Annotated in this window: 15 protein-coding genes; 10 read left to right on the forward strand and 5 right to left on the reverse strand. The window is 66.4% G+C overall.

The annotated features are described in order from the left end of the window. Positions 1-268 precede the first annotated feature (268 nt). Entirely contained in the window at positions 269-814 is a 546-nt protein-coding gene (locus ACFX4F_RS12945; RefSeq protein WP_380655871.1) for a WG repeat-containing protein, read from the reverse strand. Continuing rightward, positions 811-2,517 carry an alkaline phosphatase gene (locus tag ACFX4F_RS12950; protein WP_099818998.1) on the reverse strand — a complete coding sequence of 569 codons (1,707 nt, stop codon included), beginning with the start codon at positions 2,515-2,517 and terminating at the stop codon, positions 811-813. Before ACFX4F_RS12950 ends, ACFX4F_RS12945 begins: the two co-directional genes overlap by 4 nt. Positions 2,518-2,671: 154 nt before the next feature. Between ACFX4F_RS12950 and ACFX4F_RS12955 the strand changes: the two genes are divergently transcribed. The 7 genes from ACFX4F_RS12955 (at position 2,672) to ACFX4F_RS12985 (ending at position 9,760) form a co-directional block, all read left to right on the forward strand. Continuing rightward, positions 2,672-4,006, forward strand: coding sequence for a dicarboxylate/amino acid:cation symporter (locus tag ACFX4F_RS12955; RefSeq protein WP_380655874.1), 1,335 nt, complete (start codon positions 2,672-2,674; stop codon positions 4,004-4,006). 230 nt (positions 4,007-4,236) lie between these two features. Further along, the gene (locus tag ACFX4F_RS12960; protein WP_380655877.1) at positions 4,237-4,776 is read left to right on the forward strand and encodes a hypothetical protein; all 540 of its coding nucleotides are present in this window, start codon (positions 4,237-4,239) and stop codon (positions 4,774-4,776) included. Further along, a complete protein-coding gene (locus ACFX4F_RS12965) occupies positions 4,773-5,387 on the forward strand; it encodes a hypothetical protein (RefSeq protein ID WP_380655880.1) in 615 nt (204 codons plus the stop codon). Before ACFX4F_RS12960 ends, ACFX4F_RS12965 begins: the two co-directional genes overlap by 4 nt. Positions 5,388-5,431: 44 nt before the next feature. Further along, positions 5,432-6,814, forward strand: a complete 1,383-nt coding sequence (locus ACFX4F_RS12970) for an adhesin (RefSeq protein ID WP_380655883.1) — start codon at positions 5,432-5,434, stop codon at positions 6,812-6,814. A 140-nt stretch (positions 6,815-6,954) separates the two neighbouring features. Then, the gene (locus tag ACFX4F_RS12975; RefSeq protein ID WP_025876073.1) at positions 6,955-7,659 is read left to right on the forward strand and encodes a C39 family peptidase; all 705 of its coding nucleotides are present in this window, start codon (positions 6,955-6,957) and stop codon (positions 7,657-7,659) included. Between the two features lie 13 nt (positions 7,660-7,672). Beyond that, positions 7,673-8,425, forward strand: coding sequence for a hypothetical protein (locus ACFX4F_RS12980; protein ID WP_099819004.1), 753 nt, complete (start codon positions 7,673-7,675; stop codon positions 8,423-8,425). Positions 8,426-8,470: 45 nt separating this feature from the next. Beyond that, positions 8,471-9,760 (forward strand): transporter, encoded by a 1,290-nt coding sequence (locus ACFX4F_RS12985; protein WP_380655887.1) that lies wholly within the window; start codon positions 8,471-8,473, stop codon positions 9,758-9,760. Positions 9,761-9,803: 43 nt separating this feature from the next. On the opposite strand, the gene ACFX4F_RS12990 is transcribed toward ACFX4F_RS12985, so the two are convergent. The 3 genes from ACFX4F_RS12990 to ACFX4F_RS13000 form a co-directional block, all read right to left on the reverse strand. Next, on the reverse strand, positions 9,804-11,156 hold the full coding sequence (locus ACFX4F_RS12990; protein WP_099819006.1) for a sigma-54-dependent Fis family transcriptional regulator: 1,353 nt from the start codon (positions 11,154-11,156) through the stop codon (positions 9,804-9,806). A gap of 228 nt (positions 11,157-11,384) precedes the next feature. Then, positions 11,385-12,161 (reverse strand): C40 family peptidase, encoded by a 777-nt coding sequence (locus ACFX4F_RS12995; protein ID WP_380655890.1) that lies wholly within the window; start codon positions 12,159-12,161, stop codon positions 11,385-11,387. Between the two features lie 132 nt (positions 12,162-12,293). After that, complete coding sequence (locus ACFX4F_RS13000) at positions 12,294-12,833, reverse strand: C40 family peptidase (RefSeq protein WP_099819008.1); 540 nt, start codon at positions 12,831-12,833, stop codon at positions 12,294-12,296. A 111-nt stretch (positions 12,834-12,944) separates the two neighbouring features. Between ACFX4F_RS13000 and ACFX4F_RS13005 the strand changes: the two genes are divergently transcribed. The 3 genes from ACFX4F_RS13005 to gorA all read left to right on the forward strand — a co-directional run bounded on the left by ACFX4F_RS13005 (position 12,945) and on the right by gorA (position 16,332). After that, positions 12,945-13,427, forward strand: coding sequence for a peptidylprolyl isomerase (locus ACFX4F_RS13005; RefSeq protein WP_025876084.1), 483 nt, complete (start codon positions 12,945-12,947; stop codon positions 13,425-13,427). Between the two features lie 99 nt (positions 13,428-13,526). Next, on the forward strand, positions 13,527-14,771 hold the full coding sequence (locus ACFX4F_RS13010; protein WP_099819009.1) for a DUF418 domain-containing protein: 1,245 nt from the start codon (positions 13,527-13,529) through the stop codon (positions 14,769-14,771). Between the two features lie 202 nt (positions 14,772-14,973). Then, complete coding sequence (gene gorA, locus ACFX4F_RS13015; RefSeq protein WP_099819010.1) at positions 14,974-16,332, forward strand: glutathione-disulfide reductase; 1,359 nt, start codon at positions 14,974-14,976, stop codon at positions 16,330-16,332. Positions 16,333-16,499: the final 167 nt, after the last annotated feature.

Below are 16,499 nucleotides of genomic sequence, written 5' to 3' on the forward strand. Positions count from 1 at the left end.
GACCCCAGAATTTCATTCGATATCTGAAAGAGATTCATCCACGCATGGCGTGGATCTACTGGCCACCGGCCAACTGTCGAAGGCGGGGCACTGTGGGTTTGCGGGGTGTGAGCCGCATGGATGCGGCGACCAAGCCTCCATGGACGGATTCACGGCGTCCCCGCAAACCCACAGTGCACCGCCATCCCACGGAATGCCGCTGTTGCTGTTGTTTCGGCCGTTGCTGTTGCTTCGGCAGGTGCAGGGCGCAGCCCTGCCGATAAACCCCTTACTTCAGCCGGCGACCGGAACGATCGATACGGAACCACTCGCCGCCTTCCATCGGCGTATGCCCGTCGCCATCGGGCGTGCCTCGGCGGCAGCCGTTGCAGACCTCGGCCACGCCGTCCTGGAATGGCCAGGCAAAATCGAACGTGGCCGCAATCACCTGCTCGAAGGCGGCGTTGAAGTAGCCCACGCGGTCGCCGACGCGGCCGCGGAACAGGCCTTCCTGCAGCGGATCTGCGCCGTTGTCCCAGGCGATCACCGCCTGGCTGCGGCCGCGACGGTCGACGTAGTGGAAGCCGTCGGCGGTCTGTACCAGCGCCAGGCCATCGCCGTCGTAGGGAAGATCCTGCAGGGTGTCCGCGCTGATCTGCGGCTTGTGATCGACGACCTCGCAGCCGGGCAGCATCCACAACCCGTGTTCTTCGGTCATGACCTTGCAGGCCGGGCCCTGCGCCGACGCCCAGGTGCTGGCCAGCACGCCCAGCAGGGCCAGCCAGCGCGCACGGCGGAGGCTGGCCAGGGCAGGGCGTGCCGGCCGTGCCATCACTTGCTGTCAGCCTTGCGCTCGAAGGTGGCCGGTGCCGGCAGTTCCACCGGTACGCCCTTGTCGTCGCAGGTGCCGGCCTTGCACAGGCGATCGCGCAGGGCCGGGGTGGCCTGCACGATCATGTGGTAGATCGCGTTCTGTTCCAGGGTGCCGCGGATCGCCTTGCTGCCCGGGCCGCGTGCCCAGATGCCGACGTCTTCGCCACCATGCGATTCGGACTTCATCGGGACCAGCGCTTCCTGCATGTAATCCGGATGCTCGGTATCGACATCGTGCAGGTTCGGGCGGCCAGTGGCCGGTTCGAAGCTGCTCGGGTTGTGCGGGTAACGCTTCGGGCCGGCCGGCTGCTGGTTGCTGCTGCCGGTGTGGCCCGGGCCGTTGGCGTAGCTCAGCGTGGTGTACGGCTGGCCGGTGCCGTCCAGCGCGTAATCCAGCTTGCCGGCGCCGTCTTCGCCGCCCTTGTCCTTCACCTTGCCCAGGATCGGGTTGCCACGGGCCGGGTAGCCGACGAAGTTCAGGGTGTGCGAATGGTCGGCGGTGACGATGATCAGGGTGTCGTCGGCCGAGGTCAGCTCGTTGGCCACGCGCACGGCATCGGACAGGGCCACGGTTTCGGTCAGTGCACGGTAGGCGTTGCCGCTGTGGTTGGCGTGGTCGATGCGCGCGCCTTCGATCATCAGCACGTAGCCTTCCTGGTGGCGCGACAGGTTCTTGATCGCTGCAGCGGTCAGCTCGGCCAGGCTCGGCTCACCGGCCGGGTCCTGCGGGCGTTCGTACTCGTAGCGCATGTGGTCCGGCTCGAACAGGCCGAGGATTGCCGGTGCGTTGGCGGCGGCCTGCAGCTGCTTGCTGTTCCACACATAGGCGCCCTGCGGATGCGCCTGCTGCCATTCCTGCACCAGGCTGCGGCCGTCCAGGCGCTGGCCGACCTTGTCGTCGTACTCGGGGTCGCGCTCTTCCACGGTGGTGAACTCACCACGACCGCCACCAAGGGCGACCAGCGGGCCACGGCCGTAACGCGAGGTCGACAGCAGCTGCTGGGCGATGTCCTTGCAGCCGGCGGCCTTGGCCGCTTCGGTCAGGTCGGTGTCGTTTTCCCAGTTGCGCTCGGGCGAGTGCGCATAGGTCGCGGCCGGGGTGGCATGGGTCAGGCGTGCGGTGGACACCACGCCGGTGGCCAGGCCGGCGCTGTCGGCCAGCTGCAGCCAGGTCAGCAGGCCCTTGGACAGGCTGTCGGCGCAGTCGGTGCGGCTGCCGGCACTGACACCGATCGCACCCATGTGGGTCTTCACGCCGGTGGTGATGGCGGTCATGGTGCCGGCCGAATCCGGCGTCTGCGAATCGGTGTTGTAGGTCTTGCTGAACGCGGTAGCCGGGAAGCGCTCCCACGACAACAGGTTCTCTTCGCCCGAGCCGCCCTTCTGCTGGCCTTCGTAGATACGCGAGGCAGCCACGGTGGTCAGGCTCATGCCGTCACCCAGGAACAGGATGACGTTTTTGGCCTTGCCGGCCATCGCACCATTGGCGGCCGCTTGGGCGGCACCGCTGCGGTACCACCACTGCGGGGTTTCACCGGCAGGATGGGCGACGGGGGCGACGCTGACCTTCAGGCCGGCCGGGGCGGACGCGGGGGCGGTGCTGGCGCAGGCGCCGAGCAGCAGGGTCGTGGCGCAGGCGGCCAACAGGGAGACGGAACGACGCATGGACGCTGGGATCTCACAAAGTGTAACGGGACGTTCATTATGCCCGGCCTCGCAAGGCACGCCGATGACACACTGATTTGCCATGTGGGCGGTCGTTCTGCGGCCCGCCTTGGGCTATCGTGCCAGCATCCCTTCCTACCCCCTTGGATTGCCTATGAAGCTGGTCTCTGCCTGGCTGCGGATTCCATTCTGGCAGCGCGTGGTCGGTGGCTTCGTGCTCGGTGCGTTGGCCGGCTGGGCGCTTGGCCCGGCCGCTGAAACCTGGTTCGGCCCGCTCGGCGAGCTGTACGTCACCCTGATCAAGATGATCGCGGTGCCGCTGGTGTTCTTCGCGGTCATCAACGCGATCTCTTCGCTGCACGGCCAGAAATCGGTGGCCGCGCTCAGCGGGCGCACGTTCCTGTGGTTCGTGATCACCGCCGCGCTCGCGGTATGCGTGGGCCTGGGCGTGGGTACGGTGCTGCAGCCCGGCGCCGGTGGCCTGCAGCTGTCGATGGCCAGCAACTATGTGCCGCGCGAAGTGCCCAGCGTGGTGCAGGTGCTGCTGGATGTGGTGCCGTCCAACGTGTTCTACGCGCTGTCGGGAATCGGCACCAAGGTCAACGCCGCCGGTGAAACCGTGTTGGCCGCAGGCCGTGGTTCGATCCTGCCGGTGATCTTCTTCGCTGGCCTGGTCGGCTTTGCCATCGTCAAGCTCGGCGAGAAGGTGACCGAAGCACGCAAGCTGGTCGGGCAGATGAGCGACATCATGATCCAGGTGACCCGCTTCGTGCTGGAAGTCACCCCGATCGGCACCTTCGGCCTGATCGCCGGCCTGGTCGGCAGCTATGGTTTCGAGAAGCTGCTGCCGCTGGGCCACTTCGTGCTGGCGCTGTACGTGGCCTGCGCGCTGCACATCGTGGTGGTGTACAGCGCGCTGCTGCTGGCGCATGGCCTGAACCCGCTGAAGTTCTTCCGCGGCGCGGCGCCGGGCATGCAGGTGGCGTTCGTCAGCTCCTCCAGCTTCGCGGCGATGCCGGTCGCGCTGCGTTCGATCACCCACAACCTGGGCGTGAACAAGGATTACGGTTCGTTCGCGGTGCCGCTGGGCGCGAGCATCAAGATGGACGGCTGCGGTGCGATCTATCCGGCGCTGTGCGCGGTGTTCATCGCCCAGTACAGCGGTGTGCCGCTGACGCCGGAGCAGTACGTGGTGGTGCTGATCGCTTCGGTGCTGGGCAGCTTCGGTACCGCCGGCGTGCCGGGTACGGCGGTGATCCTGGCGACGGTGGTGCTGAGTGCGGCCAACCTGCCGCTGGAAACCATCGGCTATCTGTATGCGATCGACCGCATCCTGGACATGATGCGCACGATGACCAATGTGACGGGCCAGATGCTGGTTCCGGTGATCGTGGCCAAGGAAACGGGCCTGCTCGACCAGGCGGTGTATGACAACCCGTCGACCAACGTCGGCATCGATGATCCCGACCCGAGCCCGCCGCGCGCCTGAAGCGGCACTGCATCGGGCTGTATCAGTACCTGTAACACGGCTGATACAGCCCCGATGGCGCCTTGCGCAGTGGTGTTTCCTGCGCGTTAAGGCCAACGAAATCCGAACGAAGTTGTAACACTGCGGCGTCATGCCGTCATGCTGTTGCCGGTCAAACCCCTGCTGCGACAGCCTCCCGGAGTTGGCACGAAAGCTGCTCACTCCCTGCGCATAGGCAACGGGAGAGCGGCATGGACGGCAGCACCACCCTTTTCACTGTTTCGGGCCGGCAGCTGGCGCTGCTGCTGATGCTGGTCGTTCCGCTGGCGGCTGCGGCCTCGGGTGCCCGCCAGGGGGTGAAGGCGCAGCCTGGCGAAATCGTCCTGCTGCGCGATGTCGCCACGCGCCCGGCCTACCGCATGGCGCCGCCCGGGGTGGCGTTGATCGCCGATCCGAAACCGCAGCATGAGATCGCTGCCGCACTCGGCAGCAGTGGCGCCGCCAGCGGCATGGATGAACTCAGCGAGGACGACTACGCCGGCCTCGGCGCTGGCCAGTCCGGCAACGTGCACGCGCACGGCGTCACCACGGTCGAGCGGGTGACCCAGCAGGCGCTGGGCGGAACCCTTGGCCGCTCGGGTGAGGGAATGATGAGTGGCAGCAGCCTCAGCGGTGCGATGAGCGGCCCGCTGGGGGCCGTCGGCAATACCACACGCGGCATTGGCGATACGGTGCGCGGCGCACTGTCGCAGTTCCCGCTGGGCGCACCAGCGCAGGCGGGTGGCAAGTGAAGCGCGCAGTGCTGCTTGCGGCCTGGCTGGCAGTGCCGGCCGTAGCCCTGGCCGACGACTACAGCGGCATGCTGGCCTACCTCGATGTGACCCGCATCGACGGCCGCGCACTGGCGGGTGCCAGCGGCGCCATCGCCATCAACCAGGCGGCCGGCGATCTCAACCTCCAGGCCAACCTGCATGGCATGGCCAGCGGTGACCGCGCCGACGTGGCCATCGCCGCACGGCAGCAGCACAGCAACGATGTGGTGCTGTCGGCACCACTGGAAGCCAGCGCGCACATCGCCGGACAGGCACTGGCAGGGGCCAGTGGCATTGCATCGATCAACCAGGCCAGCGGCATCGCCAACACGACGCTCAATGTCGTCAGCGCGACGCTGGCCCGGCAAGGAATACGCGAATCCGATGACACGGCGTTGGCCGCCTCGGACATCGCGTCAGCAGGGGGGCAGGGCGACACCGGTGACGGTGTTGCGGCGGGTATCCGCAGTGTCGGCGTTTCCTCGACGGCACTGCGGGGCTTCGACGGTGTCCTGCAACTCAATCAGATCGCGGGAGCGCGAAACGATACGGCCAATGTTCTGGGCCTGGTCGTGCAGGGCAACCCGTGAGTACCACCCACCCGAACCAATCACCTGATGAGAGAGAGGGCACCATGAAAGCGACTGTCAAAAAGACCGTACTCGCCATGGCAATTGCCACTGCCTCGACCGCTGCTGCGGCCAATGGCTGGGACAACCAGAACGCCAATGCGAACATCAACCACAACCACGTCGTGACCGAAACCCGCAACGACACGCACAACCACACCGACAACGAAGTCCGCAACTGGACCCGCACCAACACCACGGTACGCAACAACACCGACACCTCGAACGTGACCCGCAATCGCACGGTGAACGTCAACGAGCAGGTGCAGAAGAACAGCAACATCCAGGCCGACGAGCGCAAGGAAAAGAACAACCACGGCGTCGACGTGAACCTGGAGAAGGACCTGCGGCTGAGCTCGGACATCAACTTCTCCGGCGACCCGACCATCAGCGGTGACATCGACCTGGACTCGGCCGCCATCGCCGTGATCGACAACCGCCAGTCGATCAGCAACAACGTCACCGGCAACAGCCTGGTCACCAACAGCGCTTCGATCGCCGATGATGTCGGCGCCGGTGCCTCCGGCAACCTCGGCTTCAACGTGGTGGCTGGCGACAACAATGCGCAGGACAACGCTGCGTCGCTGTCGGCGGCGGATGCCTCCTTCAGCTTCGGCATGGCCGACGCCGAGGTGTTCGTCAACCAGGCCGGCTTCGGCAACACCACCATGAACTCCGGCGTCACCAACGCCGCTGGCCTCGGTGGCAATGCCTTCGGCGGTGCATCGGGCAACATCGGTGTGAACATCGCCTCGGGCAACAACAACGAGCAGAAGAACGCGCTCGCTGCCTCGGTAGCCACCAGTGCGATGGCGCAGTCGAGCATCAGCTCCAACCAGGTGTCCACCGGCAACACCGTGTCCAACGCCGGCTTCGTGCAGTCCTACACCGATACGGTGCAGGTCGGCCTGAGCGGTCGCGTCGCTGGCGGTACCCTGGCCGTGGGCGCCGGTACCTATCGCGGCACCGGCAATGCCTACCAGATGGCCAACTACTACCTCGATACGTGGAGTGGCGATCTGCCGCATCCGGGTGGCAATGCGACCGGGCACATCGATCTGGACAACGAGATCCAGAACGCAACGATGAACCCGAACCGGCCGGGCGTGGGTGGCCTGGGCTTCGATACGCGTGAAAGCGGCACCAGCCAGTTCGTCGAGCTGGGCGTGGCCGACCTGTATGCCAGCCTCAGTGGCACGGTCAGCACCACCCGCTGGGTGAACGTCAATGCGACCAACACCTCGGCACTGTCCGGCAGCGCGTTCTCCGGCGCGTCCGGCAACATCGGCGTGAACGTGGCATCGGGTACCGGCAATCTGCAGGCCAACAGCCTGGCATTGGCCGTGGCACAGCCGAGCACCGGCGGTGGGACCGGCGGCGGCGAATGATCCACGGTGTGACCGCTTTCGCAGCGAACCTGCGTTGAGCGCAACAAGCCCGGCCATCCGCCAATGGCCGGGTTCCCCCGGGAGCCCCTGTCCCTCCTCCCCCTTGGGGCAGGGGCTCCTTCCTTCTCGTGGAGAACAGCATGGCCGGTCATCGCTGGTGGTTGCGTTTGCTGCCCTGCCTGCTGTTGCTGACCAGCGCATGTGGCTGGGCGGGCGAGGTGGTGTTCAGCGGGGTGCTGCCCAATGGCGCGCTGCTGCAGCAGAAGGTGGAAAGCATGCAGGAGCGGCGGTATCGCAACCTGGTGCGGCAGCACACCGACTACAGCTGCGGGGCGGCCGCTCTGGCCACCATCCTGCGTTATGCCTACCACCTGGACACCACCGAGGCGACGGTGATCGAGGGAATGATGGGGGTATCCGATCCACAGCTGGTCAAGGAACGCGGTTTCTCGCTGTTGGACATCAAGCGCTATGTTGAATCGCTGGGCATGCGTGGACGCGGCTATCGCATCGATGAATCGCGGCTGCGCACGTTGCGGGTTCCTGGACTGGTGCTGATGGATGTACGCGGCTTCCGGCATTTCGTCGTGCTCAAGCAGGTGCGCGACGGCGTGGTGGAAGTAGCCGATCCGATCCTGGGCAACCGCAGCCTGTCGCTGGCCGAGTTCAGTGCCGCCTGGCCGTCACGCGCCGTTTTCGTCGTGATCGGCAGCGACTTCGATCGCAACACGGTGCTGCTGCAACCCAGCGAACGGCCCAGTGCCCGCGCGTTGTATGCGCGGCAGGGACCGATCACCGATGCCGAACTGGTCGACTTCGGCTTCAGCCACGCCGACCTGTTCTGAAGGAGGCACGATCATGCAATGCCAACGTGTGTTACTCGCCCTGCTGCTGATGCTGCCTTTGTCGCCGTTGATGGCGGCAGACGGCGCACCGGGGCGGGGCCTGAAGGAAATTCCCGATCCCGAACTGAACCTGATGCGTGGCCGCTACACCGTCGGTGGCAACAACGTGGCCTGGTTCGGGGTGACGATGATTTCGCAGTGGCAGGGACCCAACGGTGCGGTGGTGCAGGGCGCGCTGACCCTGGGCATGGATTTCCGCAATGGCGGAACACCGAAGCTGAGTTTCCAGCCCAGCGTCCACGTCACCGCCGCTGACGCACCGTTGCCGACGACGGCGGGGCGCAGCATCGACAGTACCGGTCTGGCCAATGCCAGCGGACTGGTGCAGAGCGTGCAGGTGGCCGGCGATGGCAACACCGCGCGCAACGTGACCACGCTGACCGTGCGTGACGGTGCGGTGCCGACAGCAATGAGCGACGACGGCAGCCGCATGGTGCAGGCACAGCAGGGGGGCGCTACCGCCACGGCCATGCTCGATGGCAACCAGGCGCGCCTGCTGCTGCAGGTCGATGGACAGAGCCTGGTACAGCAGTGGATCCGCAATGGCAGCGTGGGGCAGGGCATTGCCCTGGCCGGCGATGGACAAACCGCCAGCAACCGGCTGCAGCTGGAGCTGGTACGCAATACCGCGGCCAACAACCTGCCCTTGAGCCAGAACGTGGCCCAGGCGATCGGGATGAACCGCGGCATGGGCCCAGGCCAGTAACACGGCCTGGTCGGGGGGAATCGACGTACAACGCAGGTCACCGACATGCACACTCTCTACCGGCTTACTCCGCTGGCGCTGGCGGCGCTGGCGGTCACTGCCTTCGCCCAGCAGCCCGCGCCCAGTGACGGCGCCGACATGCAGGCATTGATCGCGCAACTGGAACAGCTCAAGGCCAATTACGCACAGGAGGTACGCCGCCTGCGCGAACTGGACATGCAGGTGCAGGCGATGCAGGCGCGGCTGAGCGGCCGCGCAGGACCCGCTGCGACCCCCGCTGCACCGTTGGCGTCCGCTGCGGCATCTGCGGTTCCACCCAGCAGCGAAGGCTATGCCAGCAGCGCCGCCGAGGCACAGCAGGCCAAGCAAGAGGCACGGCGCAGCGTGGACGACGTCAAGCAGCAGCAGGCGGCGTTGTTCTCGCGCCGGTTCACCATCGAGAACGGCCTCACCTATGCGCGCTACGACCGCAAGCAGCTCACGCTCAACGGCTTCCTCGCCCTGGATGCGATCTTCCTCGGCAACATCGCGATCGAGAACGTCGAATCCGATTCGTTGACCTACAACCTGGCCGCGCGCTGGGGCGTCAGCCCCAACCTGACCTTGAACATGGACGTACCGTACCTGGCACGGCGCACGGTCTACCAGAAGGGCGGTGCCGGCGGCGCCGCGGCGGCGATCGCGCAGGAAGAAACCAACGGCAGTGGCATCGGCGATGTCAGCCTGAGTGCCAATTACCGGCTGTTCGCCGAACGCGGCTGGCGCCCGGAGACGGTGCTGACCGGTGGTGTTACCGCGCCGACCGGACGCGCACCCTACGGCCTGGACTGGAAAGTGATCGAGCGCGACGACGATGATTACATCCGCTTCGCGGTGCCGCAGGAACAGCCGACCGGCAACGGTGTGTGGCAGGCCAACCTGGGCGTATCGATGGTGAAGACCGCCGATCCGGCCATCCTGTTCGCCAACGCCGGCTACATCCATTCCTTCCCGCGCGGCTTCAGCGATATCGACAGCAACCCGGATACGGTCAACCCCGGTGACGTGAAGCTGGGTGGTTCGGTGTACTTCGGTGCCGGCGTGGCCTTCGCGTTCAACGAGCGCACCAGCCTGAGCATTTCCTTCAGCGACAAGATCAGCACGCGCGCCTCGACCCGGTTCAAGGGCGGTGAATGGGTGAAGGTGATCGGCAGCGATGCCAATGCGGCCTCGCTCAATCTCGGCGTGACCTACGCGTTGAACCAGCACACCACGCTGGTGACGATGCTGGGCATCGGCCTGACCCCGGATGCGCCGGACTTCACGCTGGCCTTCAAGGTGCCGTACATGTTGTAGGCGGGGCGGCCGGGCCATCCCGGCTGTTTCACGCGGCCAGCGGTCAGCGCTGCGCCGGCAGCTCAAGATGATGTTTGCGGCACAAGCGATAGACCGTCACCCGCGAGATCTGCATGTGCCGCGCGCACGCCGACACGTTGTAGCCATGCTGGCGCAGGGCCTGCAGCAGCACGTCGCGTTCCACCTGGCCACGTGCATCCTGCAGCAGCGCACGCCGTGCGGGCGCATCGGGTTCGGCCAGATCCAGGTCGGCCGCGCTGATCAGTTCGCCCTCCGCCACGATCGCCGCCCGCTGTACCCGGTTCAACAGTTCGCGCACGTTGCCCGGCCAGTCGAACCCGCGCATCGCCTGGTGCGCGCCAGGATCGAAACCACGTGCGCGGCCGGCATGACGTTGGCGGAATGCGCGCAGGAAGTGTTCGGCCAGCAGCAGGACATCGGCGCCACGTTCGCGCAGCGATGGCATCGGCAGGCGCAGCACGTTGAGGCGGTAGTAGAGATCGCGCCGGAAGCGACCCTGGGCGACGGCCTGTTCCAGTTCGACATGGGTGGCCGCCAGCACGCGCACATCCACCCGCAGTGGCTGGTTGCTGCCCACCCGTTCCAGCGTGCCCTCCTGCAGCACCCGCAGCAGGCTGGTCTGTGCATCGGCCGGCAGGTCGCCGACCTCATCGAGGAATACGGTGCCGCCATGGGCTGTTTCGAACAGGCCGATGCGACGTTGGGAAGCGCCGGTGAAAGCGCCACGCTCGTGGCCGAACAGTTCGGACTGCACCAGGTTGGCGGGAATGGCGCCGCAGTTCACCGCCAGGAAGGGTTTTCCTGCGCGCCCGGACAGCGCATGCAGCGCCTGCGCGGCCAGCTCCTTGCCGGTGCCGGTTTCGCCCGTTACCAGCACCGGCAGCTCGACCGGGGCGAATTTGTGCAGGGCAGTGCGGACGGCCAGCAGGGGGGCGCTGTTGCCGATCAGTGCGGGAAGACCGCCACCGTTGTGGGTCGCGGCAAGTGGCAGATCATCGCCATCGCACTGGCGCTGCAACGCCGACAGCAGGTCGGGAAGCTCCAGCGGCAGCGAGAACTGATCCTGGCAGGCCCGAAGCAACGCGCCCCAGGCGGGAGGAGGGCTGCCCAGCCCGGCGGGCAGCACGGCCAACCACGGCAGGTGATGGTGCTGCTCGACCCACGGCAGCAACAACTGCGCCGCCTCTGCATCCAGATGGCGAAGATCGACGACGGCGACCAGATGATCGCGGCCGCGCAGGCCAATGGCCATGGCAGGTGCAGGGCTGACACAGCGCAGTTGCCATCCTGCGGCTGCCAGCGCATTGCGCTCGGCTGCCGGTGGCTGGCCGAACCAGATCACGCAGCGCGATGGAATCTCCAGGCTTGCCGCCATGCCTCCCCCCAGCATCCGGGCAACGCGGGCGGCTGACAGGTCATCATCGGTGTGCCGCCCCACGCCGCGATGCTGCGGCCACGCGTGGGTGGCCGGTTGCGGCCCAACAGGACCGTGACATCAATGACCAACGCAGCATGCGGCGGACAGCGGCCATGCTTTCGGTCAGCCAACAAAAAAGCCGCTGCAGGGCAGCGGCTTGTCAGGTCACGCGCGGACGGCCTCGAATCAGAGGTCGACCCGGCGGGCCTGCATGAACTTGTTGCCCCAGTAGCCACTGAGCAGGGTGTCGACGCGGACGTCCTTGCCGGTGCTCGGGGCATGCAGGAAGCGGCCGTCGCCCACATAGATGCCGACGTGGTCGACCCGGCCCTTGCGGCCGAAGAACACCAGGTCGCCTGCGGCCAAGGCGGCGCGGTCGTTGATCAGTTCGGCATTGGCGTCATGCGCCATTTCACGCGAGACGCGCGGCAGCTCGATGCCCAGGGCCGAGCGGAACACATAACCGACCAGGCCGCTGCAGTCGAAGCCGCTGTCCGGATTGCTGCCACCCCAACGGTAGGGGGTGCCAAGCAGGGTCATGGCCCGGCGCAGCAGCGACTGCACCTTGCCGTTGTCGGCAGCGGTACCGACCACGACGCTGCCATTGGCGGCGCTGCTGGTGTCGTAATTGGCGAGCAGGCGGCTGAGGTCACCGGCCACCATGGCCGAGCGGTCCATCAGGGGAATGGTGTCATTGGCGGCCAGGTGCGGCAGCAGGGCGGCCAGGGTGGCGCTGGCGGCGGCATCGGCGCGGCTGCGCTGCGGAGCGGTGGCGTCGGCCTTGGCGGCTGCGCGGGGGGCGGTCTCGGCGGCTGCAGCCGGGGTCGCATCGGTACGGGTGGGAGCGGACTGCGACCAGGCCGGAAGGCTGGTCAGACACAATGCCAAGCCCAGCAGAAGCGGGCGGACACTACGCGAAGAAGCGGCGGTCTGGCCTTGGCACGTCGGGTCGTTTGTCGTCACGCGTCGGTCACAAGGAAAAAAACGATGGGGCATCATGCCCTGTAAAAGCAGTAATAAGTTAAAAATTCCGTTAGTAAATCGTTAGTTGCATGGTGATGGCTGTCACAGTTTTGAACATATCGCCTGTTCATTTTAGCGAAGGACGCGTTTTGCCCCTGTGTAGTGGTCCTTCCAATAGGGGCCGCTGAGCGAATCCAGGCGGACCGTCCCGCCGGTGCTCGGGGCGTGCACGAATCGACCTTCGCCGACGTAGATCCCCACGTGACTGACATTGCCGCGGCTGCCAAAAAAGACCAGGTCGCCCGTTGCCAGGCGCTTCGGGTCGATCTTCGGGCCCTGTACCGCCGCCAGGTCGCGTGAGGTCCGCGGCAGTTTCAGGTCCAGCATTTCACGGTAGACGTAAGCGACCAGGCCGCTGCAGTCGAAGCCGGATTCGGGCGTGTTGCCGCCGTAGCGGTAGGGCGTGCCGACCAGGCTGATGGCACGCATCAGCACCGAATTGGCGGCCTCGGGGTTGTCCGGTGTGGTGCTGGGCCAGCTTGCCGCAGGCGGTGGCGGTGCGGAACGGACGGCCTTGCCGCCACCACAGGCGGTCAGCAGCAGGGGCAGGGCGAGCAGCAGGGCGGGCGCGAGGCGCCGGCGCGTGCCGGACGAAACTGGCGTGATGTGCATGTTCTCCGGATAATGCGCGACCTTGGATTGGCCGTCATGATGGCGGCGTCCCCGCCGGGCGACAACCCGCCCCAACCCGCCTGCCTCCGGCAGATCCAGACAGAGTTGCGCATGAAGATCGAAAAAGACCGCGTTGTCCGCTTCCACTACACCGTCTCCGAGGCCGGCCAGGAGCCGATCGAATCGTCCAAGGACCGCGGCGAGCCGCTGGCTATCCTGATCGGCCACGGCAACATCATCCCGGGCCTGGAAAACGCCATGATGGACAAGGAAGCCGGCGCGACCTTCGACGTCGACGTCAAGGCGGCCGATGCCTACGGCGAGCGCCGTGATGGCCTGTCCCAGCGCGTGCCGAAGAAGCACTTCGGTACCGCCAAGCTGGTCCCGGGCCAGCAGGTCGTGCTGCAGACCAACTTCGGCCCGCGTGCCGTGACCGTGCAGAAGGTCGGCATGAGCGTGGTCGACGTCGACCTGAACCACCCGATGGCCGGCAAGGACCTGCATTTCGACGTCGAGATCGTCGACGTGCGCGAAGCCGGCAAGGAAGAGCTCGAACACGGCCACGTCCACGGCGACGGCGGTCACCAGCACTGATCGCGCTGCGATCGTGATGGCAGCAACGGCCCGCTTCGGCGGGCCGTTGCGTATCTGGAACAGGACGGGGTCATCCATGGCCCGCAGGCCGGCGGCATAATGACGGACCTGCACGCCGGATGCCCCGTGAACACCGCTTCCCCTTCCCTGCAACCGGTGGCTTCCGGCGAACGCATCGCCCTGCTGGACATACTGCGTGGGTTTGCCCTGCTGGGCATCCTGCTGATGAACATCGAGGCCCTCAGCGGGCCGCTGGACCTGGCCTTCACCGGCATCGACGCGCATTGGCAGGGCATCGACTACTGGGCCGATGCCTTCGTCTATGTGTTCGTGCAGGGAAAATTCTTCACCCTGTTCTCGCTGCTGTTCGGCGCGGGCTTTGCGGTGATGGCCCAGCGTGCCGAGGCAGCGGGGCGCCCGTTCACGCCGTTCTACCTGCGCCGCAGCGCCGGGCTCCTGCTGATCGGCCTGTGCCACGCATTGCTGGTCTGGTCCGGCGACATCCTGGTGTTGTATGCCTTGGCCTCGCTGCCGTTGCTGGCCTGCCGCGAAGCACCGCGCAGCTGGCTGCCGTGGATGGGGCTGCTGGTGTATGCACTGGGTGTCGCGCTGATGCTGCTGGTCGGCGCAATGGTGTCGATGGCCACCCCGCAGGACCTGCAGAAGATGCTGGTCGATGCGCAGCAGGGCATCGACCAGCAACGTCTGGTGTATGGCCAGGGCGACTGGATGCAGGCCAACGTGCAGCGCCTGCATGAGTTCGGCGCGTCGCTGGGCGGCATGTTCATTTCCGGACCCGAAGTGCTGGGTATGTTCCTGCTGGGTGCCTGGTTCGCTGGCAGCGGCGCATTGACCGCGCCGGAGCGTTTCCCCCGGTTGTATGCCGGCCTGCGCTGGGTCGCGCTGCCTGTGGGACTGCTGGTCACCCTGGCGGGTGTGCTGTGGAAGCCCTATCTGGCGCCGGGTGTCTATGACCTGCCGACCACCTCGGCAATGGCGCTGGTGGCCGTGGGCGGCGTGCCGATGTGCCTGGGCTACCTGGCCTGGATCGTGCACTGGCGTGCGCGCATGGGCTTGCTGGCGCCGGTCGGGCGGATGGCGCTGACCCATTACCTTGGTCAGTCGGTGGTCTGTACGTTGCTGTTCTATCACTACGGGCTGGGGTGGTTCGATGCAGTGCCGCGTGCCTGGCAACTGCTGTTCGCCTTGCTGCTGTTCGCTGCGCAGGTAATCCTCAGCCATCTGTGGCTGCGCCGTTTCCGCTTCGGTCCGATGGAATGGCTGTGGCGTGCGATGACCTACCAACAGTGGCCAGCGATGCGCCGTGAGGCCGGGCAGGGGTGATCGATACACGCGGCGCGCCTATCGATCTGCGTGGCTGCGTGCATCGTCAAGCACACCACTGCATACCCTCACGTCTGGCCTGCAGTGGGCCATGGCATGCTCGCAGCAGCATGAGCGCCTGCGCCAGCCAGCTGCCTGTCGATCTTTTCTGCGGGCGCGCGCCCGTCATCGATCCTGTTCCCTGTCGACCCGAGCGATTCCGATGAACACTCCCTCTTATGACTACGATCTGATCGTCCTTGGCGGCGGTTCCGCTGGCCTGGCCGGTGCCATCCGCGCTGCGCAGCATGGCAAGCGTGTTGCCCTGCTGGAGCCGGGTGAACTGGGCGGCACCTGCGTGAATGTAGGCTGCGTGCCGAAGAAGGCGATGTGGCTTGCCGCCGATCTGGCCGAGCGCATCGGCCTGGCCAGCGCGATGGGCTTCGACGTGGAGGCGCGTCCGGCGCTGTCGTGGAAGGAACTGGTGATCCATCGCCAGGCCTACATCAGCAACATCCACACCAGTTACCACAAGCGCCTGGATGAAACCGGCGTGGTGCGCATCCCGGCCCGTGGCCATCTGCTGGATGCGCACACCGTGGCGTGCAGTGATGGCGTGCAGTACAGCGCTGCACACATCCTCATCGCAACCGGGGCGCATCCGCAGCGGCCCGACATTCCCGGCGCCGAACTGGGTCTGGTGTCCGACGATTTCTTCGACCTGCGCGCGGCACCGGCCGAGGTCGCCATCGTCGGCGGCGGCTATATCGCGGTGGAACTTGCCGGGCTGTTGCAGGCGCTGGGCAGCAAGGTGAGCCTGCTGGTGCGCGGCAGTCGCCTGCTCGAGCGCTTCGACTACGAGCTGACCGCGCAGCTGGCCGAGAACCTGCGCCAGCAGGGTGTCCGCATCCACTTCGATTACCGTCTGCGTGAGTTGAAGCGCGACGGCGAACGCGTGCGCGCGTTCGGCCATGACGGTCCGACCGACAGCATGTTCGATGCCGTGTTCTTTGCGACCGGCCGGCGCGGCAACAGCAGGGATCTCGGCCTGGAAGCGCTGGGCATCGGCATCGGCGAGCACCAGCAGGTGGAGGTGGACGAGTGGCAGACCACGGCGGTGCCGAGCGTACATGCGGTCGGTGACATCGCAGGCAAGGTCGGCCTGACGCCGGTCGCCGTGGCTGCATCGCGCCGTCTGATGGATCGTCTGTTCGGCGGTCGCCCGGACGCGAAGATGGACTATGACAACGTGGCCAGCGTGGTGTTCTCGCACCCGCCGCTGGGCGCAGTGGGCATGAGCGAGGAAGACGCACGTGCGCGCTTCGAGCAGGTGACGGTGTACCACAGCCGGTTCCGGCCGATGCTGCAGGCACTGGCCAACGGCACCCAGCGCAGCCTGTTCAAGATGGTGTGTGCCGGGCCGGAAGAACGTGTGGTCGGCGTACACCTGCTGGGCGAGGCGGCCGACGAGATCCTGCAGGGTTTCGCGGTGGCGGTGAAGATGGGTGCGACCAAGGCCCAGTTCGACGACACGGTGGCGATTCACCCGACGTCTGCTGAAGAAGTGGTGTTGATGCGCTGAGCCGACACACACGGTAGTGCCGGCCGCTGGCCGGCAACCTCAGCAGCAACAGCAAAGGCGTGCTTCCTGTGGGATGGTGGGGTGGGTCCGGTTGCGGGGGGCGCTGCAAGTACGTCCTTGTAAGCTCGGTCGCCGCATCCATGCGGCTCACGCCCCCGCAACCGGAC

It is taken from the genome of Stenotrophomonas sp. YIM B13575 (genome assembly GCF_042787595.1).
Taxonomy (GTDB): domain Bacteria; phylum Pseudomonadota; class Gammaproteobacteria; order Xanthomonadales; family Xanthomonadaceae; genus Stenotrophomonas; species Stenotrophomonas lactitubi_B.